Origin of the sequence: Guptibacillus hwajinpoensis (assembly GCF_020171785.1) — a bacterium.
Lineage (GTDB): Bacteria > Bacillota > Bacilli > Bacillales > Guptibacillaceae > Guptibacillus > Guptibacillus sedimenti.
The window spans coordinates 194,077-217,901 of record NZ_JAIVAE010000007.1; the positions used below are offsets into that span (position 1 = coordinate 194,077).

The 23,825-nt window shown below is 39.8% G+C and carries 21 protein-coding genes; 18 read left to right on the forward strand and 3 right to left on the reverse strand.

The features are described from left to right. Positions 1-14: 14 nt before the first annotated feature. The 11 genes from LCL91_RS11845 to LCL91_RS11895 all read left to right on the forward strand — a co-directional run bounded on the left by LCL91_RS11845 (position 15) and on the right by LCL91_RS11895 (position 10,829). Positions 15-1,322, forward strand: coding sequence for a M20/M25/M40 family metallo-hydrolase (locus LCL91_RS11845; RefSeq protein ID WP_224882758.1), 1,308 nt, complete (start codon positions 15-17; stop codon positions 1,320-1,322). Next, positions 1,282-2,496, forward strand: coding sequence for a M24 family metallopeptidase (locus LCL91_RS11850; protein WP_224882618.1), 1,215 nt, complete (start codon positions 1,282-1,284; stop codon positions 2,494-2,496). Before LCL91_RS11845 ends, LCL91_RS11850 begins: the two co-directional genes overlap by 41 nt. Further along, entirely contained in the window at positions 2,429-3,436 is a 1,008-nt protein-coding gene (locus LCL91_RS11855; protein ID WP_425589679.1) for an ABC transporter permease, read from the forward strand. Before LCL91_RS11850 ends, LCL91_RS11855 begins: the two co-directional genes overlap by 68 nt. 27 nt (positions 3,437-3,463) lie before the next feature. Next, entirely contained in the window at positions 3,464-4,384 is a 921-nt protein-coding gene (gene opp4C / locus LCL91_RS11860; RefSeq protein ID WP_224882622.1) for an oligopeptide ABC transporter permease, read from the forward strand. Between the two features lie 14 nt (positions 4,385-4,398). After that, positions 4,399-6,075 carry an ABC transporter substrate-binding protein gene (locus LCL91_RS11865; protein ID WP_224882624.1) on the forward strand — a complete coding sequence of 559 codons (1,677 nt, stop codon included), beginning with the start codon at positions 4,399-4,401 and terminating at the stop codon, positions 6,073-6,075. Positions 6,076-6,142: 67 nt separating this feature from the next. After that, positions 6,143-6,379 carry an aminopeptidase P family N-terminal domain-containing protein gene (locus tag LCL91_RS22045; protein WP_255640018.1) on the forward strand — a complete coding sequence of 79 codons (237 nt, stop codon included), beginning with the start codon at positions 6,143-6,145 and terminating at the stop codon, positions 6,377-6,379. After that, on the forward strand, positions 6,376-7,206 hold the full coding sequence (locus LCL91_RS11875; RefSeq protein WP_255640019.1) for an aminopeptidase P family protein: 831 nt from the start codon (positions 6,376-6,378) through the stop codon (positions 7,204-7,206). The genes LCL91_RS22045 and LCL91_RS11875 overlap by 4 nt, the downstream gene beginning before the upstream one ends. Positions 7,207-7,221: 15 nt before the next feature. Continuing rightward, on the forward strand, positions 7,222-8,247 hold the full coding sequence (locus tag LCL91_RS11880; protein WP_224882626.1) for an ABC transporter ATP-binding protein: 1,026 nt from the start codon (positions 7,222-7,224) through the stop codon (positions 8,245-8,247). After that, positions 8,213-9,202, forward strand: a complete 990-nt coding sequence (locus tag LCL91_RS11885; protein ID WP_224882628.1) for an ABC transporter ATP-binding protein — start codon at positions 8,213-8,215, stop codon at positions 9,200-9,202. The genes LCL91_RS11880 and LCL91_RS11885 overlap by 35 nt, the downstream gene beginning before the upstream one ends. Then, positions 9,202-10,344 (forward strand): NAD(P)/FAD-dependent oxidoreductase, encoded by a 1,143-nt coding sequence (locus LCL91_RS11890; RefSeq protein WP_224882632.1) that lies wholly within the window; start codon positions 9,202-9,204, stop codon positions 10,342-10,344. Before LCL91_RS11885 ends, LCL91_RS11890 begins: the two co-directional genes overlap by 1 nt. An 11-nt stretch (positions 10,345-10,355) precedes the next feature. Further along, on the forward strand, positions 10,356-10,829 hold the full coding sequence (locus LCL91_RS11895) for a DUF3830 family protein (RefSeq protein ID WP_224882634.1): 474 nt from the start codon (positions 10,356-10,358) through the stop codon (positions 10,827-10,829). A 346-nt stretch (positions 10,830-11,175) separates the two neighbouring features. Here the strand turns inward: LCL91_RS11895 and LCL91_RS11900 are convergent, their stop codons facing one another. After that, on the reverse strand, positions 11,176-12,306 hold the full coding sequence (locus tag LCL91_RS11900) for an aminotransferase class V-fold PLP-dependent enzyme (RefSeq protein ID WP_224882636.1): 1,131 nt from the start codon (positions 12,304-12,306) through the stop codon (positions 11,176-11,178). Between the two features lie 33 nt (positions 12,307-12,339). On the opposite strand from LCL91_RS11900, the gene LCL91_RS11905 reads away from it, so the two are divergent. The 7 genes from LCL91_RS11905 to LCL91_RS11935 all read left to right on the forward strand — a co-directional run bounded on the left by LCL91_RS11905 (position 12,340) and on the right by LCL91_RS11935 (position 21,492). Further along, on the forward strand, positions 12,340-13,044 hold the full coding sequence (locus LCL91_RS11905; RefSeq protein WP_224882639.1) for a Crp/Fnr family transcriptional regulator: 705 nt from the start codon (positions 12,340-12,342) through the stop codon (positions 13,042-13,044). Between the two features lie 467 nt (positions 13,045-13,511). After that, positions 13,512-14,906 carry a cytochrome ubiquinol oxidase subunit I gene (locus LCL91_RS11910; RefSeq protein ID WP_224882641.1) on the forward strand — a complete coding sequence of 465 codons (1,395 nt, stop codon included), beginning with the start codon at positions 13,512-13,514 and terminating at the stop codon, positions 14,904-14,906. After that, positions 14,903-15,916 (forward strand): cytochrome d ubiquinol oxidase subunit II, encoded by a 1,014-nt coding sequence (gene cydB, locus LCL91_RS11915; protein WP_224882643.1) that lies wholly within the window; start codon positions 14,903-14,905, stop codon positions 15,914-15,916. Before LCL91_RS11910 ends, cydB begins: the two co-directional genes overlap by 4 nt. After that, positions 15,916-17,631, forward strand: coding sequence for a thiol reductant ABC exporter subunit CydD (gene cydD / locus LCL91_RS11920; RefSeq protein WP_224882646.1), 1,716 nt, complete (start codon positions 15,916-15,918; stop codon positions 17,629-17,631). Before cydB ends, cydD begins: the two co-directional genes overlap by 1 nt. Next, positions 17,631-19,385, forward strand: coding sequence for a thiol reductant ABC exporter subunit CydC (cydC, locus tag LCL91_RS11925; RefSeq protein ID WP_224882648.1), 1,755 nt, complete (start codon positions 17,631-17,633; stop codon positions 19,383-19,385). Before cydD ends, cydC begins: the two co-directional genes overlap by 1 nt. A 313-nt stretch (positions 19,386-19,698) precedes the next feature. Continuing rightward, complete coding sequence (locus LCL91_RS11930) at positions 19,699-20,637, forward strand: peptidoglycan-binding protein (protein ID WP_098444676.1); 939 nt, start codon at positions 19,699-19,701, stop codon at positions 20,635-20,637. 216 nt (positions 20,638-20,853) lie between these two features. Then, a complete protein-coding gene (locus LCL91_RS11935; protein WP_224882650.1) occupies positions 20,854-21,492 on the forward strand; it encodes a YczE/YyaS/YitT family protein in 639 nt (212 codons plus the stop codon). A 32-nt stretch (positions 21,493-21,524) separates the two neighbouring features. Here the strand turns inward: LCL91_RS11935 and LCL91_RS11940 are convergent, their stop codons facing one another. Both LCL91_RS11940 and LCL91_RS11945 read right to left on the reverse strand, forming a co-directional pair. Beyond that, a complete protein-coding gene (locus LCL91_RS11940; protein ID WP_369522952.1) occupies positions 21,525-22,325 on the reverse strand; it encodes a DUF2252 family protein in 801 nt (266 codons plus the stop codon). Between the two features lie 248 nt (positions 22,326-22,573). Continuing rightward, positions 22,574-23,683 (reverse strand): NADH:flavin oxidoreductase, encoded by a 1,110-nt coding sequence (locus tag LCL91_RS11945; protein ID WP_224882654.1) that lies wholly within the window; start codon positions 23,681-23,683, stop codon positions 22,574-22,576. Positions 23,684-23,825 lie beyond the last annotated feature (142 nt).

A 23,825-nucleotide genomic window follows, 5' to 3' on the forward strand; every position in this document is an offset into this window, starting at 1 on the left:
ACGCTTTGAATCTTATGGGAAAAGCAGAACTGTGGCTAAGAAATTTAATTAAAATCGATACAACAAATGAAAAGCAAAGTGAAATCCTAGCGGCTACTTATCTCAAAGAAGAATTAGCAAAAGAAAACATTGATTCTACTATCTTGTTCAGTACAGCTAATCGCGCCTCTATTGTGGCTAAGTTACATGGGTGTGGAAAGAAAGAAGAGCCCCTTGTCCTCCTTTCTCATCTTGACGTTGTAGCCGCCAATGAACAGGAATGGTCTTATCCTCCTTTTAGCGCTGCCGTTGCAGGTGAAGCTATTTGGGGGAGAGGGACTCTTGATACGAAACAGTTAACCGTTATGCATTTGATCGCCTTTATATCATTAAAAAGGAAGGGGTTCCTACTAAATCGAGATATCTATTTCGTTTCGACAGCGGATGAAGAAAATGGAAGTGCGGAGGGTATGTCCTATTTAGCGAAAACTCATCCGGAAATTTTTAATGGAGCAACGGTTCTAAGTGAGGGCGGAGGTTTTACTGTTGAAGGAGTTGATCAATGCTACATGCTGTATGCCTGTGGTGAAAAAGGTACAGCTAGAGTGAAATTAACTGCCACTGGTGAAGGTGGGCATGCGGGTAGTCCACCAGTAAATCAAGCGATCGATCATCTAACACATGTGTTAAGTCTTCTTCAAGAAACGGGATTTGCCTCCTCGACCTATAACGTTGAAAAGTTTTTTAAGCTACGCATAAAAGAACAGAAGCTTATAAATGATCAGCTTAGTTTTGTTCGTCAATTACGTGAGTACATGTCGCAACTCACTTATACAGTTGAACATATTAGCATAGGGGAACAGCTAAATGTTGTTCCTTATAAAGCAGAGGCTATCATTGAATTTAGACTTCTTCCATATCAAACTGAAAAGCAATTTGTGGAGCAGATCATCCCGCTCCTTGCTCGTAAGGAAGTAGGAGTCGAGATTCTTTCTTTTGAACAAGGTTATGAAAGTGATGCGCTTAGTGAAATGGTTCAATTATTCAAAAAGTTTTCGTTTCGTGAGAGTCGAAGTATGGAGTGGGTCCCATTTACGGCGCTTGGTAAAACTGATGGTCGATTTATAGGTCAGAATGCTAGAAATATCTATGGCTTATCCCCAACGCTCACGCCTTTTACGGAGGTACTCAAAAGGGTTCATCAGGTAGATGAACGAATTGAGATCGATTCATTTCAATATGGCGTAGAGATGATGAGAAATGTTGTTCAAGAATACTGCATGATGAAAGGAGGGGGCGAAGTTGTATCAAGTTCAACAAGAGAAAATGAATCAAGTGATTGACCATCTTCAGCAATTGGATATAGACGCATGGCTTATCTATACATCAGAAGGTAGTGATCCATGCATTCCCCTTGTAACTGGAGTAGGAACTGTTGGTCCAGGGGTCTTTATGGTTACGAAAGATCGTCAGAAATTTGCACTATGTAGTAGTATTGATGCTCAAGATATTGAGGAATCCAGACTTTTCGATAAGGTGTACAAGCATGATGGTAATTTAGCTGGCCTTTTAACAGGTGTGATATCAGAAATGAAACCTAATAAGATTGCCTTGAATTTCTCAGTTGAGGAACACCTTGCCGATGGGTTAACCGCTGGGAGATACCGCTGGCTCACTAGAACCCTATGTGAAGTTTTTAAAGGAGAGATTGTATCATCTGAAACATTCTTATCCTCCATTCGAAGTATTAAAACAAAGACCGAAATCAATAGAATTGAACAGGCGATTAACATAACCGAGGAAATTTACAGTACCGTCTTCCAAAGAATGAAAATTGGAATGTCAGAGAGAGCGCTTGGGAAGCTTTTTGTGGAAGAAATGGAAAAGCGTCATGTTGTAAACGGTATTGATCGTAAGCTTTCTATGCCAATCGTTTTAAAAGAGAACGTTGCACACAGAGAGCCTGGAGAGGCAGTGGTAAAGGGCGGTGATCTTGTTATTTTCGATTTTAGTGTGGATGTGGAAGGATACGTCTCTGATATTGCCCGAACCGTTTATTTTCTGAAAGAAGGAGAAAGTGAACCACCAGATCATATTCATCAAGCATTTCAATCTGTCCATGAAGCAATTTCGATGGCTGGGGCAGCGATTAAACCAGGTGCAAAAGGTTATGAAGTTGATGATGCAGCGAGAAGGTTTTACTTGTCGCAGGGATTTCCTGAAATCTCCCATGCTACAGGACATCAAATAGGAAGAGATGTGCACGACGGTGGCATACTTCTTGGACCGAAATGGGAACGGTATGGGGCAGCACCACTTGGAGAAGTGAAAGAAGGAATGGTTTTTACGATAGAACCTACTCTTTTCTTAGATAATGGCATCCATTTTATCGTTGAAGAGAATGTTGTTGTCACATCTGAAGGGATTCGTTACTTGACGACTAGGCAGAATGAACTCATTCTCATTCCATTCAGCAAAGAACGGGAGGAGAAGGAAGTTGAAAAAGTATCTGATTAAAAGGCTACTCCAATCTATTCCAATTTTAATTGGTATTACAATTATGACCTTCGCCATCATGCAACTTGCCCCGGGTAATCCCATGCAAACAATGATTGACCCTAAAATATCCGCTGAAGAAATGCAGCGCGCTCAAGAAAATCTCGGTATGAACGATTCGCTACCTGTGCAATATGTCACGTGGCTAAAGGAAATTGCGCAGGGGAACTTCGGTTATACAGTGAAGACGGGTCAATCTGTCGGAGGGCTTATTGTTGAAAGGCTACCAGCTACACTACTATTAACGGGAACAGCTTTCATCATGGCATTTGCAATCGGTGTGCCACTCGGCGTTTATTCTGCAACACATCGCTACAAGCTACCAGATTATGTGCTAACCGTTATTTCATTCGTAGGTATTTCCATACCATCCTTCTTTTTTGGATTAGCATTAATCTTTATTTTTGCATTAAAGTTAGGTTGGCTTCCAACTTCAGGAATGATCACGGTTGGAGCAGATTATAGTGGATTTCAATTGTTTGTAGATTACCTCAAGCATGTTACGCTACCTGCCATCGTTCTAGCACTTCCAACAATAGCGGTTGTGATGAGGTTTACAAGGTCCAGTATGCTTGAAGTTCTCAATCAAGATTTCATTCGCACAGCTGATTCGAAAGGATTAAGTAAAAAGGTTGTTTATTTAAAACACGGACTGAGAAACGCTTTAATTCCTGTCATTACGATATTTGGTCTTTCCATCCCATTTCTATTTGGAGGAGCTTACATTACTGAACATATTTTTAACTGGCCAGGGATGGGGAGTCTCGGTATCCAATCGATTGTAGCTCGAGAATATCCAGTTATTATGGCATTGAATCTCTTTACTTCGATCCTAGTTATGTCAGGAAACCTACTAGCAGATGTGATGTATGCATGGGCAGACCCGAGAATTAGATACTGAAAGTAGTTAATGGAAAGGGGGAGTGAGATGAATGGCAGCTTAGAAGTTTCTGAAGAGAAGATCATTGTTCAGACAGAGGAAAGTAAAAGTTGGCGAGATAATGCAGCTTGGAAGCGATTTAAGAAGAACCGACTTGCCTTAATCGGTGCTGTTATTCTCATGGTGTTGTTACTGGCATCGATCATGGCACCTGTTCTTGCACCTTATAGTCCCTATGACTCTATCAAAAGTGAAGCAGGTACATTAGATGTTCTTGCACCTCCAGGAAGCGAACATATTTTAGGAACCGATAGTCTTGGAAGAGATATGCTTTCACGCATTATATACGGTGGTAGAGTCTCATTAAGCGTTGCATTTGTAGCCGTGATGATTGCAACTGTCACTGGTGTTCTTCTCGGAGTCATTGCAGGTTATTACGGTAGATGGATAGATACGATTATTATGCGTATTACCGATGTTGTGATTTGTTTCCCTGTTTTGTTTCTAGCTATTACGGTTGCAACAATTTTAAAACCTAACCTATTTAATGTCATGCTTATTATCGGCCTCGTTAGCTGGACAACCATGACCAGGCTAGTACGAGGTGAAGTTTTAAGACTAAGAGAGATGGACTACATCGAAGCAACGCGAGCAATGGGACAGCGAGACTTCATTATCATTATGAAGCATATATTGCCGAATATCATGGCACCGATCGTTGTGCAGGGGACGTTGCAAACTGCAGAAGCGATCTTAACAGAATCAGCCTTAAGCTTTCTAGGCGTTGGTGTTCAACAACCTGTTCCAAGCTGGGGTAATATGCTGAATGAAGCCACTTCTATTATGGTATTACAATTCAAGCCGTGGGTATGGATGCCGGCTGGATTTGCGATATTGATTACAATTTTATGTATTAACTTTGTTGGTGACGGTCTTCGAGATGCTTTAGATCCAAAAATGAAAAATTAAAAGGGGCGGTCTAAATGGGGAAAAAGGGTTTTGTAGGGATTATTTTCTTAATATTCACTCTTTTATTAACAGCTTGTTCTTCTACTAATAATGCAGAAAAGGCATCTACTGCCGAAACAGAGGAGGTTGTTGGCGGAACAGTTACGATTGCTTTTAACAGTGAGCCAGGAAACTTGAATCCAGCGATCTGGGCAACTACATCTGATACCGACATCACACACATGGTATTCGATTCTCTAGTTGTTCCCGATCAAGAATTAAAGATGGAAGGGCGTTTGGCTGAGAGTTGGGAAGTATCTGAAGATGGTAAAATATATACATTTAAGCTAAAAGATGGGGTTACATGGCACGACGGTGAAGCATTTACTGCGGACGATGTTGCCTTTACGTTCACTTCGCTTGCAGATGGAGCCTATGACTCTGGTGCCTATTGGAGGGTAGATCCACTTGTGGGAGCTGCTGAATACAAAGAAGGTAAAGCTAAAAGTATTGAAGGTATTGAAGTAGTAGATGATACAACAATTAAATTTACAACGAAAGAACCTTTTGCACCTTTCGTATCTGGGTTATTTATTGGAATCTTACCGGAGCATGTGCTAAAGGATGTTTCCCCAGGTGAGTGGGCCAAACATGAATCTAATCGCTCTCCAATTGGTACAGGACCATTCAAATTCGTGAAATGGGAAACAGGTCAATACATTGAATTAGAAGCGAACAAAGACTACTTTGGAGAAACGCCTAAACTTGACCGACTGATTGCTCGTTTTGGCGATGCGAATACTATGCTAGCCTCAGTGCTTAGTAAGGATGTCGATATCTCCCCGGTTCCTGTTTCTGAAACACCTTCAGTTGAATCACTGGATTATGCGAGTCTTGTGACACAAAATTCACTAAGTGTTTATTATGTAGGCTTTAACACGAAAAGTGCTCATTTCGATGACCCTAAAGTACGACAGGCATTGGCTCATGCTGTAGACAAGGAGTCGATTGTCACTTCCATTCTTGGTGAATATGGGAATATAGCGGATGATATTTTCCCTTCTAAGCACTGGTCCCATAGTCCAGATCTACCGATCTATGACTTTGATACGGCCAAGTCAGAACAACTGCTAGAAGAAGCAGGTTATGAAAAAAATAGTGAGGGGATTTATGAGAGGGATGGTAATGAGTTGAGTTTCATGATGGAAGTACCAACCGGAACGAAAGAAAGAGAAAAGTCCGCAGTCCTATTAAAGCAAATGTGGGAAAAAATTGGTGTGAAAGTCGAACTGAGATCGCTTGATTTTCCAACGCTTGTAACGAAGCTTCTCCCTAAGACTGATGACGGAAAACAGCGTGAAGTAACAAAGGATGACTACGATGCATACATTCTCGGATTTGGTATTGAAGTAGATCCAGATGAATACCGTAGTTATTTCGGCAGTGAATATATGCCTCCTAATGGTTATAACTTTGTCGGGTACTCTGATCAAAAGGTAGATGAGCTTTTAGAAGCTCAAACAACGGAAATTGATTTTGATAAGCGTCAGCAGTTGATTTGGGATGTTAGCCAAAAGTTAGCGGAAGATGAAATTTGGATTCCATTATACGAACAAGAATCACCGTTCGTTGTAAACAATCGTGTTAATGGGTTCGAACCAGATTTTCGTGGGGTAACATTTAGTGCTGAAAGCTGGTCAGTATCAGAGTGATGATTTCAAATAAGACACAACGAGGGTTCGGGTGTCCCCCGAATCTTCTCACTTACAGGAGAGTGAGATGTTAGAAAGAATTGAAAAGCTGAAGAAAATAATGCAGAAAAATCACCTTGATGCTGTGTTTGTCAATTCCTATGAAAATCGAAGGTACTTGTCCGGCTTTACTGGGAGCAACGGATACGTTTTCATTACATCAAATGACCATAGTTTAATCACTGATCAGCGATACGCAGTGCAGGCAAATGAGCAGACAGAAGGTTTGAGATCTATATTTATGGAATTGATCCATATGAAATGATGAAGGACATCTTCTCTACAAAAACAATCAAGACGATTGGCTATGAAGCTAATTCATTAACTGTGCAGTTCTTCCATAACCTTCAAAACTTACTACCTCATATGGAATGGGTTCCGCTTTCTTCAGAATTCCATTCGATGAGGCGTTTAAAAGATGAGAAGGAATTGAAGCTAATCAAGCAAGCTGTAGAGATTGCAGATCAGTCTTTTCATGAGCTTCTCCCTCGGATTCAACCGGGAATGACGGAAAAAGAGGTGGCTGTGGAGCTTGAGTATTTAATCGGGAAAAATGGGCATGATGGACCAGCTTTTGGCACGATCGTAGCTTCTGACATTCGCGCAGCTTTACCTCATGCTACGCCTTCATCAAATGTGGTGAAAAATGATCACTTTCTTTTGATTGATTTTGGTGTAAAGTACAAGGGGTATATGTCTGACATGACAAGAACGATTTGGATTGGCTCTCCCAATCAAGAACTACAGCAATATGATCGAATTGTTCATAAAGCCCTTGAAGAGGCGATTGCCGCGATAAAGCCAGGGAGGACAGGTCATGAAATTGATGCTGTCACGAGAAGGGTGTTTCAAAATGAAGGAATTGAATCCTATAGTCTCCGTGGACTTGGGCATGGTGTTGGATTAGCTATTCATGAGCATCCAAGAATCGTACTGAATGGGGAGGAAGTAGTAGAAGCTGGAATGGTTTTTACGGTTGAACCAGGTTTATACGTACCGAATAAAGTAGGCGTAAGAGTAGAAGATATCATTCATGTGACGGACCGTGGCTGTGACATACTGACAAAAACTCCACGGCATATCCATATTTAAATTAGGGGGGATGAGATGGATCCTTTATTGAAAGTCCAAAATCTAAAAACATATTTTTATAGTGACCAGAAAGAAACCCCTGCTGTTGATGGCGTCTCATTTGAAATTAATAAAGGAGAAACTTTGAGTATTGTTGGAGAGTCAGGTAGTGGTAAGAGCGTTACATCGCTCTCAATACTTCAGCTGCTCCCAAAACCTCATGGAAAGATTATCGGTGGAGAAGTTCTATTTAAAGGAGAAAACCTTGTCACGAAAAGTGATGGAGAGATTAGAAAAATTCGAGGCAATGATATATCAATGATTTTTCAGGAACCAATGACATCACTTAACCCTGTTTATACTGTAGGAAATCAAATTGTAGAAGTCCTAGTCTTACATCAAAAACTCTCAAAAAAAGAAGCTAAAAAGAAAGCGATTGATATGCTCACTTTAGTCGGAATTCCTTCGGCAGATCAAAGAGTGAATCAATACCCCCATCAATTATCAGGCGGGATGCGGCAACGGGTCATGATTGCGATGGCCCTTGCCTGCAATCCGGATCTCCTTATTGCAGATGAACCCACAACTGCTCTTGATGTGACAACTCAGGCGCAAATCCTCGACTTGATGAATGATTTGAAAACCAAACTGGATACGTCCATTCTTCTTATCACACACGATCTTGGTGTTGTGGCTGAAACTGCTGATAAAGTGGCGGTCATGTACCTTGGAAGAATTGTCGAATACGCAGACGTTGAGACATTCTTTGAATCTCCTAAGCATCCATACTCACGCGGATTGATTCAATCCATGCCAGGCTTGAAAGATCGCGTGGCTCGTTTAAGCCCTATCAAAGGTCAGGTACCCCATCCATCTGACGTTAAGTCAGGATGTCGTTTTGCTAGTCGATGCGAGTATGTTGAGTCCATGTGCTTAAGTGAGGAACCACCGCTTATTGAAGTAGGTCGGAATAAAACAAGATGTTGGATGAATAGTGAAGACTGGACAGGCGAAGGGGGGATTAATGATGAACGAGAGACTGTTGGAAATAGAAAATCTTAAGAAATGGTTTCCGGTAGATACCGCAGGTTTCTTCTCGAAGGAAAAAAGTTATGTGAAAGCTGTTGATGATATTAGTTTTTATATTGAGAAGGGTGAAACGTTAGGATTAGTTGGTGAATCAGGATGTGGAAAATCCACAGCAGGCAGAGTAATCCTTCGTCTTCTAGAGGCATCTGAAGGAAGAATAGTTATTGAAAATGAAGACATTCGTGCTCTGAGTTCGAGGGAATTAAAAAAGAGAAGAAAGAACATGCAAATTGTTTTTCAAGATCCATACGCCTCATTAAATCCCAGGTTAAAAGTTGGACAAATTCTTGAAGAGCCAATGAGCATTCACTTGAGTCTTTCGAAAAAGGAAAGAAAAGAGCGCGTAAAGCAGATTATGAATGATGTGGGCTTAAATCAGAGCTATCTTGATCGGTATCCCCACGAGTTCTCTGGGGGACAAAGGCAACGGATTGGCATTGCGAGGGCACTTGCAGCGAATCCGAAGCTCATCGTTATGGATGAGCCTGTTTCCGCACTCGATGTTTCGGTTCAAGCGCAGGTTCTCAATTTGATTCAAGATTTACAAGAGAAGTATGACTTAACATATTTGTTTATAACGCATAACTTAAGCGTTGTGAAGCATATATCGAATCGAATCGCTGTGATGTATTTAGGTAAAATTGTTGAAATCGCTGACCGAGATGAATTCTTTCATTCTCCAAAACATCCTTATTCAAAAGCTCTATTATCAGCGATTCCAGAACCCGATCCTAAGCAAAGGAAAGAAAGAATTATTTTAAAAGGAGATATTCCTAGTCCAGTAGATCCACCCGATGGATGTAGATTTCATACGAGGTGCCCATACGTGATGGATACTTGTCGGACAAAAACCCCTGATTTGAAGGTTACAAATAAAAATCACTTTGTAGCATGTCATCTTGAAAAAACAGTAGAGGAGATTAATTAATGAAAATGTATGATGCAGTGATTGTAGGTGCAGGAATTATTGGTTGTTCCATTGCTTATTTTTTAACAGAGAAGGGTTTTGCGAATGTTCTAGTCATTGATAAAGGAGGCATCGCTTCAGATGTTACGGGTCTATGCCCGGGAGGAGTTCGTCAGCAATGGGGTACGGAAATTAATTGTTTAATGTCTAAAGCGTCCACCGAGTTTTTTAATGAAATTAATGACAGATTAGAACCAGAACATGAAATTAAATTTCGCAGTGTAGGTTATATGAATACGTTTCATTCAGAAGAAGCGAAAGCCAAGTATGCTGAAAACGTAGCGTTACAAAACTCTTTGGGGATTCCGACTAAGTTTATATCTCCCCAGGAAGCGAAGGAATTAATTCCTGGTATTAACGAATCAAGTTTTCTGACAGCAGCTTTTTGTGAAACGGACGGATTCGTAGATGATGCCTATCATGTGACACAAAGTTTTGCGGATGCAGCAAAACGTAAGGGTGTTGAATTTGTAAATGATACGGTGAATCGTATCGTTGTCGAAAATGGCGTCGTGAAAGGGGTAGATTGTGAGAAAAGAGGACTTATTGGGGCTGATCGAGTTGTTAATGCAGCGGGGTTAGGTTCTAAGAAAATGGCTGAAACTGCTGGTGTTGCTCTACCGATTGAATTTGAAATCAGGCGAATTTTATATACGAATCGAGTCCCCAAGCGAATTTTAGAGCCCCTCTTAATTTCGTTTGAGAAGGGATTTGCTGCAAAACAATTAACGGATGGTACATTGTATCTAAGTTATTTAGGTAAAGATCTTAAACCACCGTTTAACTCCTTCGATTATCAAGTGAGGGCTGCGGAAGTAGGAACGGAAATTTTCCCTCCTCTAGAGAGTTTAGTTTTCCATACACATGTTGATGGTCGATATGACAGCACATCCGATCACCAGGCAATTCTTGGTGATGTAGATGGAGTACTAGGGTATTATCAGGCGGTTGGAATGAGTGGACACGGGTTCATGATGTCCCCATCTATTGGTGAATCTCTTGCAGCGATGGTCACAGGAAATATTCCTCAAGTGGATGTATCGAGTCTACATTTTAATCGCTTCCAAACAAATCAACTAGTCTTTGAACCTAGCGTAGTATAGGAGGTATATCCATGACAACATTTTATATTCATTTTGTAGACTCAGATGTATCATTAAAAGCAGAGGTGCTTTCTGAGCAAGCTCCTTCTACAACGGAGGCTTTTGTTCAAGCACTATCTGAGCCGATTGAAACTGCAGGCACACATGCGATGTATACTGGCAGAGAAATTTCAATTCAATTACCTGTTGATACGTGTCAAGACAGCAAGCTTCATGATCCTGCGAAGGAAAATTTAACGTGCTTCCCTACGCCTGGTGATATACTTTTTACGTTTATGCCAGCATATGCCTGGGGTGGAAATCCATCGCCAATCTATGACTTTGGTCTTTTCTATGGAAAGGAAGCGAGAACCTTCTTTCCAGCCGGTTGGTTGCCTGGGAATTTATTCGCTAGAGTTGTAAAGGAAGATTTAGAAGAGCTCGAAGAAATGGGAAGGATGATTCACATAAAAGGGAGGCAAAAAGTGATTCTATCACTTGAGTAGCTGCTTAAAAAGCAATAGGTGATTGGGCTAATACTCCGCGCATTTGCTATATAAATGCGCGGAGTATTTCTATTATAAAATGGTCTTCACAATAGAACTTTCTCTAAAACGACACTCTTTTTCCCAAGAAGTGTTATTGACAGTCAATCTAATTCAAATGTATTATTAATATACTATAATAATGATTTAATATACAATGAATACTAATTTCCATTTTCGTTAGAATTTGTAAAAAATATCATTATAGTAATAAAACATCTTATTTGTTGAATTTAGGTTATCGGTTTCTTTAAGTTTCAAATAAACCAGCCAATCCCATTAGATTAGCTGGTTGTATATTTATGAATTATGTTAAAGATCGTAATGTAGTGAGACACGCGTCAATATCCTCAGTTGTATTGTAAATATGGGGTGCGATCCGTATAACATTCTGTCTTGCTGAAACGATGAACTTGGCTTTCTTCATTTGCTCCTCAATTTGATGAGCAGCGTCCACGTAAATGGCTGTATTCGACCCTTTTTGAATGGCGCGATCAGGACTTGCTAGACGAAATCCTAACTCATCTGCTTTAACAATTGTATAAGCTGATAGCTTTTGCAAGTGCTGTTCAATCTGTTCCATTCCGATTTTCTCAATGAATGAAAGAGCTGCTTCAGCAATATAAGCGTTTATAACAGGAGGGGTCCCTGTATTGAAACGTTGGGCTGATGGAGCATATTCTAGCTCTTTTAATTTGAAGTCAAAGGGATTTCGTTGTCCAAACCATCCTGTAGTTGTCGGTTGCAAATGTTCTGCTACTTCTTTCTTTACGTATAGAAATGAAATTCCTGGTACACCTAGTAGGTACTTTTGCATCCCGGTCATAAGGATGTCGATTCCCATTTCCTGAACATCTATTTTTACGTTCCCAGCTGATTGATATGCATCTACCATGAGAAGAGAGCCATTTTGATGGGCAATTTCACCAATTTGTTTTACATCTTGCTTAAATCCATTGTAATAAGAAACGTGAGGAATACAGGTTAAAGCAGTATCTTTTGTGATAAATTTCTCGTAATGCTCAAGTGGGATTGTATGGTTCTCTTCAGGTATATAAGTTATACGGAAGCTTTGAGCTTGCTGCTGAGCCAGGAGTGCTTGACCAATGCAAGGAAAGTCCATTTCGGTGACGCAAACATTCTTCTCCTTTAGGTCCAGCGCATGTAGAACACTTGAAATCGAATCTGAAACGGATGAGAGGACAGCAACTTCATGTGGAGAGCAATTGATAAGCTTAGCAAATTTTTGTTTCGCTGCATTTACTTTGTCCATCCATAACTCCCACGACATGCCATCTTCAATCAAACTATCTTTGTAGTTCTCAATCGCAGTAATCACGTCATATGACAATGCACTTTGTGAACAGCTTGAAAGCATGACTTTCTTTTGTAAAATTGGAAATTCTGCGCGAATTCTAGTCGTTACCAGAGTTTTCATTAGCACTTATTCCTTTCATATGAGGTGAAGAACATGAATGATATCTTACAAGAGTTTAGCTTACTTAATCCCTGGTTTGATCATTTGCCTTACACCTGGACAGATTTGTTTGAAAATACAGATAAGGTATCATTTAGAAAGCATGAAACTATTTTTATTCAAAATGAAGTTGGTTCCTACATTTATTTGATTGAAAGTGGACGAGTGCGGCTTTTCTTAATCTCTCCAAATGGAGAAGAAAAAGCGCTTTCGATCGTTGGGCAGAATGGCATTATTGGTGAATGCTCTTTGAATCAAGATTCACGTCATGCGTCAAATGCGATCACTGCTTCAGATGTTATTCTTCGAAGAGTACCTAAAAAGCAATTTATCCAGTTTCTTTCTGCAAAACCTGAATACATCCTCCAGACTTTAGATTTAATTACAAGAAAATACCGTTTACTTTGTTCTCAAACGCTTCATCTAAGTTACATGAAAGCACTACCAAGAGTATGCGCCGCCTTTATTCAACTTTCAATTCAATATGGAGAAAAGGTAGGAGAGAATAAAGTGAAAGTATCTATTAGCTTTACGCATCAAGAAATGGCAAATTTATTAGGAACAACTCGAGTAACGATTGCGAAAAATATTAAATGGCTCGAAAGTGAAAATTATATTGTAAAAAACGGTAAATCCTACATCATCAATAATATTGAAGATTTAGCAGAGCTTGCTAATGAACAAATGATGCTTTCATAGCTGTATTATAATTAGAAGATTCAGAAAAAGATGTAAAGTGGTTAACAAAATGACTAGAATATTAGATGTTGAAGTTGAAAAAACAATAATTGTTATCCTCGTTTATTAAAATAAATAGATTACAAACTGGTAGATTGTAAAAGCGCTTTTCACTATTGTGAAGCGCTTTTTGCCATGTCTATATCTATGAGAGCTTTTTAAATCAACCACGACCACACGTTTCCTTTCAGTCTGTGACATCCCTCACTTTTCTTTTCCTTTCTGAATCAACTGTTGAAATTCGCACACAAGACAGACAAAAACCGTTCAAATTCATCTGCTCACTCATTTTAGCGTCTAAGGTAATCTAAAGAAGAAACGAAAGAGACTTTTGTCATAGGAGAATTTATCTAAATGGTGATTATTTACGTATTAGTTACTTTGCGCGTATGTGAATAGTCATTAGAGAGGATGGAGGGGGATTTAGTATGAGTGAACTATTTCTAGCAAGACTACAATTCGGATCAACAACGATTTTTCACTTTTTGTTTGTTCCATTGTCGATTGGGCTTGTCTTTCTAGTAGCGGTCATGGAGACGCTTTATGTTGTGAAAGGAGAAGAAGTGTATAAACGAATGGCGAAATTCTGGGGACACTTGTTTCTCATTAACTTTGCTGTTGGGGTCGTGACGGGAATTATCCAGGAATTTCAGTTTGGGATGAACTGGTCTGAGTATTCTCGATTTGTTGGTGATGTGTTTGGAGCTCCGCTCGCGATTGAAGCGTTGCTTGCCTTCTTTATGGAATCAACGTTTATTGGTCTATGGATTTTTGGATGGGATCGCTTATCAAAGAAACTTCATTTAATTTGTATTTGGCTCGTCTCACTCGGAACGTTGATGTCAGCGTTGTGGATTCTTGCAGCAAATTCATTTATGCAGGAACCAGTAGGTTTTGTGATTCGAAACGGAAGAGCAGAGATGAACGATTTTTTTGCACTACTTACAAATCCACAGCTCTTTGTTGAGTTCCCTCACGTTATCTTCGGTGCACTCGCTACAGGAGCTTTCTTTATCGGAGGTGTTAGTGCATATAAAATTCTCCGTAAACAGGAAGTGGCCTTTTTTAAAAAGTCGTTTAACATTGCGATGATTGTTGCTTTTGTTTCTGGGATGGGCGTCGCGTTCAGTGGTCATGCACAAGCGAAGCATTTGATGGAATCTCAGCCAATGAAGATGGCGGCTAGTGAAGCGTTATGGGAAGACAGTGGCGATCCGGCAGCCTGGACAGCTTTTGCGCTGCTTGACTCCAAAAATCAAGAAAACTCATTTGAGATTAACATACCTTATGCACTTAGTTACCTTGCTTACGAAGAATTTAGTGGTGAAGTACCGGGTATGAAGACCTTGCAAAAAGAGTATGAAGAAAAATACGGAGAGGGGAATTATATTCCTCCAGTTAAAACAACTTTCTGGAGCTTTCGCATTATGGTTGGGGCAGGAATGCTAATGATTTTTACATCCTTCCTCGGACTTTTACTGAATTTCTACAAAAAGCTTGAGGGTAGCCAATTTTATTTAAAAGGAATGGTATGGCTGATATCGTTTCCTTTTATAGCAAATTCAGCCGGATGGATTATGACGGAAATTGGAAGGCAGCCGTGGACAGTATTTGGATTGATGACAACTTCCGCCTCTATCTCTCCAAACGTATCAAAGGCCTCATTATTATTCTCCTTCCTATCATTTACATTGATTTATATGATTCTTGCTATCTTACTCGTTTACTTATTCATTCGTGAAATTAAAAAGGGATCAGAACATACTGCTCATGAGGACAAAGAGGTGGCAGTTGATCCGTTTGATCAGGGGGCTTATTTATGATCACACTTAATGAACTATGGTTTATACTTGTTGCTGTTTTGTTTGTTGGTTTTTTCTTTCTCGAAGGGTTTGATTTCGGGGTGGGTATGGCCAGTCGTTTCCTCGGAAGGAATGAACTAGAGCGGCGAATAATGGTGAACACGATTGGACCATTTTGGGATGCGAATGAAGTGTGGTTATTAACAGGAGGAGGCGCCATCTTTGCGGCGTTTCCACACTGGTATGCAACGATGTTCAGCGGTTATTATATACCATTTGTGTTTGTCCTTCTTGCACTCATAGGACGAGGTGTTGCTTTTGAATTTCGAGGGAAGGTCGATACCGCTAAGTGGATCAAGTCGTGGGACTGGGTTGTTTTCGTTGGAAGTATCATGCCGCCATTTCTGTTTGGCGTTCTCTTTACAAGTATTTTAAGGGGAATGCCTATTGATGAACAAATGAACATCCATGCGGCTTTTAGTGATTATGTGAATGTATACACGGTGCTCGGTGGGGTCACAGTAACGATGCTCTGTTTCTTACATGGACTTGTCTTTCTTACTCTGAAAACTGTTGGAGATCTTCAGAAGCGTGCGCGAGAATTAGCGAGCAAAGTGATTTATGGGGTTTTGACTTCATTAGTAGTTTTTGTTGGACTTTCTTATTTTGAAACAGATTTATTCAGTAACCGAGGTATTATGAGTGTAACGCTTATAGGATTGATTGTACTCAGTTATTTATTGGCGATTGTATTTTTGAAAAAACGGCGTGATGGGTGGGCGTTTGGAATGACTGGTGCAGGTATTGCTTTAACGGTTTCTACCATCTTTGCAGCCTTATTCCCACGTGTAATGATTAGCTCAATTGATGCCGCGTATAATTTAACCGTTTATAATGCTGCTTCGGGAAATTATTCATTAAAGGTCATGACCATCGTGGCGCTCACACTTCTTCCTTTTGTTCTTGGTTATCAAATCTGGAGTTACTATGTTTTCAGAAAGCGCGTAGATGGTAAGGATATGATTTACTAATGGGGAAAATTCTATTTCAATTAAAAGACGTCAAAAAGGTGCTGTTTATCCTAACGTTATTAACCGTTCTTCAAGGGATCGCGATTATCTTGCAGGCGAGATGGCTTGCAGAAGCAGTAACAAGACTCTTTGAGGGAGAAGCACTGCAACGAATTTATTCCGTTGTTTCGCTTTTCCTCATAGCTTTTATTATGAGGCATCTTGTTAAGTTGATCATGACCAAAGTAACCGATCGTTATGCTGCTCAAACGGCTGCTTCTTTAAAGAAAGATGCTGTTGCGAAATTGTTTGCGTTAGGTCCACACTATGCAGCAAAATGGGGAACGGGCAATCTTGTTACATTACTAATTGACGGGACAAAACAATTCCGTCTTTATTTAGAGTTATTTATTCCGAAATTAACGGCCATGCTTATTGTTGCTCCTCTTGTCCTTATCTCTGTTTGGACTCTTGATGTGACGTCAGCCATTATTTTAAGTCTAACTTTGCCGATATTGATTGGGTTTCTGATTTTACTTGGATTGGCTGCAAAGAAGAAAGCGGATAAGCAGTGGAGCACACATCGCGTTTTATCCAATCATTTTGTTGATTCCCTTCGTGGACTTGAAACGCTGAAGTATCTTGGGTTGAGTGAAAAGCACGCCGCAAGTATTAAGGAAGTGAGTGAGAAATATCGGAAATCAACGATGAGTACGCTTCGAGTCGCTTTTCTCTCTTCGTTTGCTCTCGACTTTTTTACAATGTTAGGAATCGCTGCAGTCGCTGTATTTCTTGGATTGCGCCTTGTAGAAGGAGAGATATCCTTAATGCCAGCTCTTATGATTTTAATTCTTTCTCCTGAATTTTTTCTTCCAGTTCGTGAGCTGGGAAATGATTATCATGCCACGTTGGATGGACAAGAAGCAGGAAGAAGGTTATTGGATATGATTCAAACACCAGACTTCAAAGAAGAGAATGGAACGATTCCTCATTGGTCCGATAAAGATCTTTTAACGATTCAGCATCTTTCTGTAGATCATGGAAATGAAAGGAAAGCTCTTCAAAATATCTCTTTTTCAGTAAAAGGAAAGCAGAAAATAGGGATCATTGGAGAAAGTGGTTCTGGTAAATCGACCTTGATTGACATATTGGGAGGATTTCTTGAAGGAAGTGAAGGGACCATTGAGATAAATGGGCAGGAATTGACCCATCTAAAGCATGAGGAATGGCAGAAGCAGTTATTCTATATTCCACAGGACCCTCATCTTTTTCATGATTCGTTAGCAAACAATATTCGTTTCTATAACCACAACGCTTCATTAGAAGAAGTTGGACGCGCAGCAGAAGCAGCTGGTTTGAGGAAAGTGATTGATCAACTTCCTAATGGCTTAAATGAAAAGATTGGAGAAGGTGGAAGAGAAATAAGTGGTGGTCAGGCACAGAGGATCGCGTTAGCTCGCGCATTTCTTGAAGATCGCTCCATTCTGCTTCTTGATGAGCCAACAGCCCAGCTTGATGTTGAAACAGAATACGACATAAAGAAAAAAATCCTTCCATTATTAGAAGATAAACTTGTCTTCATGGCCACGCATCGTTTGCATTGGATGATGGAAATGGACCTGATTCTAATGCTTGAAAAAGGAAAATTGGTTGAGGTTGGTACTCATGAAGAGCTTATGTCTCGTAGAGGTAGCTACTATCAAATGGTATGTTTACAAATGGAGGGAGTCTCATAATGGAGAAGAAAGGATGGATTCTTCCATATTTAAAAGAAAATGCAAAGCTCTTTTCGCTAGTCATCTTACTCGGTTTAGTGACAGCCTTCTCAGCAGCTTTTCTTATGTTTACATCCGGATTTCTCATTTCTAAAGCTGCGACTAAACCGGAAAACCTTCTACTAATCTATGTGCCAATTGTTGCAGTAAGGACATTTGGCATCTTACGTGCCGTTTCAAGGTATAGTGAGAAGTTGCTAGGTCACCATATTATTCTAAAGGTTCTTTCACATATGCGCTCTCGATTATACGAAACTATTGAACCGAGAATTTTAAAAGAAGGAGCCAGTATAAAAACAGGAGATCTCCTTGGTGTAATGGCAGAGGACATTGAATATTTGCAGGATGTTTACGTAAAGACGATTTTTCCTTCTGTCATTGGAATCTTTTTATATGCTGTTGCGATAGGGTTGCTTGGCGCTTTCTCCTGGGTATTTGCAGGATTAATGGCTATTTATGGCGCTATTCTCGTCTTTCTCTTTCCTTTAGTGTCCTTATTAGTTACGCGTAAAAATGTAGCAAAGCTAAAAAGTCGTCGTAGCTCTCAATACAGCACGCTAACAGATGGTGTCGTTGGAATTGGAGACTGGGTCTTTAGCGGTCATCAGAAAACGTTTATTGAAAATGTTGAAAAAGAGGATGATGAGATTTATAAGGAAGAGAGGCGTCGGTCTACTTTTGTTTCTTATCGAAATTTTGCTGCTCAGTGTATTGTTGCCATTATTGTGTTATCGATGCTTGTTTGGACAGGGAATCAAAGTATGAATGGACAGGTTTCCCATACGCTAATTGCTGCATTTGTTCTTATAGTCTTTCCATTAACAGAAGCTTTTCTTCCACTCTCTGATGCTGTGAGTGAACTCCCAGGATATGAAGATTCGATAAATCGATTGAAAGGATTGTCATTGGAGCAACCTGATGGGGAAAAAGATGATGAGAAAAACGTATGGAAGAATAGTCATCTTTGCTTGGATAAGGTTAGTTATCAAACGAAAGAGGGTCAATGGATACTGAAAGATATCAATCTAAACATACCTGAGGGAACAAAACTTGCTATTCTTGGTCCAAGTGGTTCCGGTAAAACGACCCTGCTTAAGCTTATGAAAGGAATCTATTCTCCTTCTGAAGGGAGTGTATCGATAAAAGGTAGAGAGACAGCTCGGTCTAAGGGTGATAAACAGCTCTTAAGTGTGCTAAATCAACAACCGTATCTTTTTGATACTTCGGTATTGAATAATATTCGACTTGGGAAGCCATCGGCTTCGGATGAAGAGGTCTATGAAGCAGCGAAAAGCGTCCAACTTCATGACTTTATTGTTGCATTACCTGAAGGCTATCAAACGTCTATGCAAGAAGCGGGTATGCGGTTCTCAGGAGGAGAGCGTCAGCGCATTGCCCTTGCTCGTATTCTTATACAAGAGACAGACGTTGTTTTACTAGATGAACCAACAGTTGGGCTCGACCCACGAACAGAGCAAGCCTTGCTCTCTACGATCTTTCAAGTGCTTGAGAAGAAAACAGTCGTTTGGGTAACCCATCATCTTGTAGGGATGAAAAGAATGGACCATATTGCATTTATGGAAGAAGGTGAGATTGTAATGGAAGGAAAGCATGAGGAACTGCTAATGTCGAGCGACCGCTATAGAAGACTTTATGAATTAGATACTCCTTTTCAATTAAAGAACTCTCATGTAAAAGAAAAGATGATAGGTTAAAAGACCTAATCAGTAGGAAGCAATAGTTTATTTTAAAAGATTTGATAGAGTTATATTCTTTGTGAAGAACCAAAAACGAGGGTTTTTACTGGTTTTTTGACATATTTGTAATAAAGACATGACGTAAATGGGCATATAGTACTATATTGTGCAAAGTTTATAAAAACCGTATTAATCTGTCATATTTATGTAACCGACTTGTTATTGGACTAAAATCGCTGTGTTATATTTGCCTGTTATCATGTGGAACATGGGTGATTGAGAGATAAACAAACCAACACCAATATTAAAAACTCTCAGGAGGAATGTATACATGGTAGCTCGTAAAAACATTGTAAGAAACGTGGTTACATCCACAGCACTAGCTGGAATGATGTTTGCTAGTCCGGTAGTTTCAGAGGCGGCACTAGGAGATCAGACACTTTCTTATGGTGAAAAACACGGCGACGTTGTCGAGTTACAGGATGTACTGTCTGCCAAAGGGTATTTCAACTATGATGAATCTACAGGATATTACGGATCAATTACTGAAGGTGCTGTAAAGCAATTCCAAAAAGAACACGGTCTTGCAGTTGACGGCATCGCAGGTCCAAATACATTTTCAGCAATGCAAAGCGTAAATAATGGACAAGCTATGCGTACGCTCGTTCAAGGTGACCGCGGTCATCAAGTACAAGCGCTACAAGAAGAGCTTGGTGGTTACTATAACTATACAGTAGACGGAATTTATGGTCCGATCACTGAACAAGCTGTTCGTGCGTTCCAGGCCGATAACGGTCTATCAGTAGACGGTATTGCAGGTAAGAACACTTGGTCTGTATTAAACGGTGGTAGTGCTCCTGCTCCAAAAGCACCTGCTAAGAAAGAGGCTGCAAATAAGGAAGCAGTTCAAACATCTACTACTTCTAATTCCACGCCTGCTAAAGAATCAAACACTGAAAGTAAGTCTTCACAGGCAAGTGGTCAAGAAATTCAAATGGAAGCAACAGCTTACACTGCATTCTGTACAGGATGCTCTGGTGTAACAGCTACTGGTATTGATTTGAGAGCTAATCCAAATCAAAAAGTAATTGCTGTTGACCCTGATGTCATTCCACTAGGTTCTAAAGTACATGTAGAAGGTTACGGAGAAGCAGTTGCTGGAGATACTGGCGGTGCAATCCAGGGTAACCGAGTTGATTTATTCATGGCTGATCGCCAAGATGCACTAGACTTTGGTCGTAAGACAGTTACTGTAACAGTACTTGACTAATTTAATTGAAGAACAAAACTGCCTGATGATTTCATCAGGCAGTTTTTTTGTCTTGTAATCTATTTAATTCTTTTCGTTGAAACGTGCATTTCACTACGAGTGATTGAAAAAGATTTAAGGGAAGTATTCCCTAGTTTACCGATTGGTTTTTATGTTTTCGATCCTGTGATATAGTTTCAAAGGTTTGAAATTGTTCTGTTTGAGAGGGGCTTTTTTGTGCGAAATAAAATCATTCGGTGGGGATTTTTCTTCGTAGGACTCGCCGTACTTGGTCTAGGCATTGCCATGACTATTAAAGGTAAAACATTTGGAATTGGTCCATGGGACGTCTTTCATTATGGATTATTTAAGCAATTTGGTTTAACGATTGGTAGCTGGTCTATCATTACTGGATTTATTATACTTGCATTCACATCACTGTACACAAAAACAATGCCGCAATTAGGCGCTTTTTTAAATATGCTTTTGCTCGGTTTATTTATTGATTTCTTCCTATATCTTCTCCCGGATCCAGTGACGCTGCTTTCTCAGGGAATTGTATTTATAGTCGGTATTGTTGTGCTCGGATATGGTATTGGTTTATATGTAATCTCTGGTCTTGGGGCAGGACCACGAGATGGTATTATGCTCTTGATTGTAGAAAAAACGGGCTGGCGCATTGATTGGGTAAGAAACGGAATTGAAATCGCTGTATTGCTTTTTGGTTGGTTACTTGGAGGGCCTGTTGGGATTGGAAGTATTGTCATTGCTTTTATGCTCGGTAAAATAATTCAATTTTCGATGCCTCAATGTAAAGCATTGCTAGAAACTGTTTTAACTTATCAAAAGCCAATGTCCTCAAATGAATCTGCTTAATGAAAAGCCTGCCGAATTCGGCAGGCTTTTCGTTAGATATAGTTTTTCTGTTTGCACCATTCTATGAAAATATCATAGTCTTTTTTTACACGTTTTTGATAAAATGTGGCCCATTCATTCACTTCATAACGTAGGTTTTTCCAGTCATCAATTACACGAAAAATTTCCGTTTCACTATGGTAGGTTAAATAATGGTGATCAATGTCAGTATCCGCTCGAGCATGAATTTTGGCAGAAATTTGACCCATCGTCTTAACAGTTTGTTTAAGATCTTTGTATTCTTTTATGTGTTTTGGCTCGGTTTCCTTTGTATAAGGTGATTTTTCTCTAACATAGAATTCTTTATCGCTAATTGTCACGTAACCAAGGTGAGGGTCTTGCTTATGGTGCATGGCTTGTTGCGCTTTAATTACCCTCAAACCTTCATGTTTATTTGTATCCCAAAATGCCTGTTCGTATGGAAAGAAATAAGCTGGAATAGGTGTGCAAGCTTCCTTAATTTCAAGGATAAGATCAGTTAAATGATCTTCAGCACTTTCGCCGTGAACGAGGATAAGGTAGCGTTTTAACCCTGTAGAGCCAATGCCCGCTTCTTTTTTCTCAACGATATCTTTCATTTCATAATGTCTCAAGCTTTCATCAATCTCATCTAACCAGGTTGGTTTATCATCTTGGGTATGGTAATGAAAAGGTATTTGTGTCACATCATAATAATACAAATACGCGCTCCCACGAAAGAAGCTAAATGGACTTTCGCTCATCTTACTATATTTCGTTTTACGTTCAGCTTTCGTAAGTTGCATTAACGTAGAATCGAATTGGTCAATAATCATTTATAGCGTTTGTTTTTGTTTACGAAGATGGTTTCTTGTGTTTTTGATATGTTCAGTTGAGACGGATGTCATGTTGCTTCCTCCTTTGTTCGTCATCATTCTAGTGTACTTTAGTTGAAGATCTTAACAAAAAAATAGGTTATAAGAGTCTTATGATTTGTATGGGTGCTTACAATCATTGCTAATAATGGTGTGAAAACAACTTAAGAGATCCCACTCCAATGGCAAGGAGTAGGATCTCTTAGTTTCTAGTCTCTTATAATCTCCTCTTTCAATTCATGTTCTTTAATATAGGCAAGAGGAAGGAGGGTACTCTCAAAATCAAACACTTTTAATTCTTTTCCGTTTAGCAGGCGATTTGGGTAATCAGGGTTAGCAAGGGCGCTTGTACCAAGACTAACAAAATCAGCTTCGTGCTTTTCGATAAGATTACTTGCTTTATCAGGAGCACCTAACTGGCCATTTGCAATGACAGGAATCGAGCTATAGGCTTTCGCAGCAGCAGCTAATGATTTAGAATCGTCTCCAAAAGCAGGTTGAGTGCCATCAGGCTCAGTTACGTGAATATAATCAAGTTCTTTTTCTAACGTTGAAAAGATGAGCTTTGCTGATTTTTCTCCTTCAGGCCATTTATAGGCTGGGTCAGCAACTTTGATTTGAGATAAACGAATACCAACAGTAAAGTTCTTTCCAACTTCATTTCGCACATCTTTGATCACTTCTGCTAAAAGCTTAAGTCGGTTTTCAAGTGATCCACCATATTCATCTTCACGCTCATTTAAATAGTCTGTTAAAAATTGGTCAAGCAAATACCCGTTTGCACCATGAATTTCAACCCCATCAAATCCTGCTTCACTCGCATGACGAGCTGCTTTTTTAAATGAGTGCCTTATTTCCTTTATTTCATCTAAAGAAAGAGACTTCGGTGTTTTGAATGATCCTGATCCTCCATAAAACCCAAGCTGTTCTCCTTTTGGGGGGATAGGTGAAGGAGCTACTGTGACATCTGTGTAGGCATTTCCCTGACTTTGACCCCCAGCATGCATCAGTTGAGCAATGATAGAAGTTCCGTATTCATGAACGGATGAAGTGACATTTTTCCAGGTCTCTATATGATTATGATTCGTTAAACCAGGCTGATTTAAATAGCCCTGGCTGTAAAGCTCATCTGTATAGATGCCTTCAGTGATAACAGCACTGAAACCTCCTTTCGCAAAACGTTCATAGTAATCGCGCATGGTCGTAGTAGCACTTCCGTCATCTGTAGCGGTAATGCGAGTCATAGGCGCGACGATGAACCGATTTTTTAGTGAAAGCTTTCCAAGATTAGCTGATGTAAATAATTTGTTGTGGTTCATTTCCCTCATCCTCTCTGCGATTAAATGATGGTTACCATTATAAAGCGTAACCTAGTGATAAACGAAAATTATGCTCAATTTATTTGTAGATGGTGATATAACGCAAAAAAACCACCCTTTTATTAAAAGGGTGGTGGAAGTT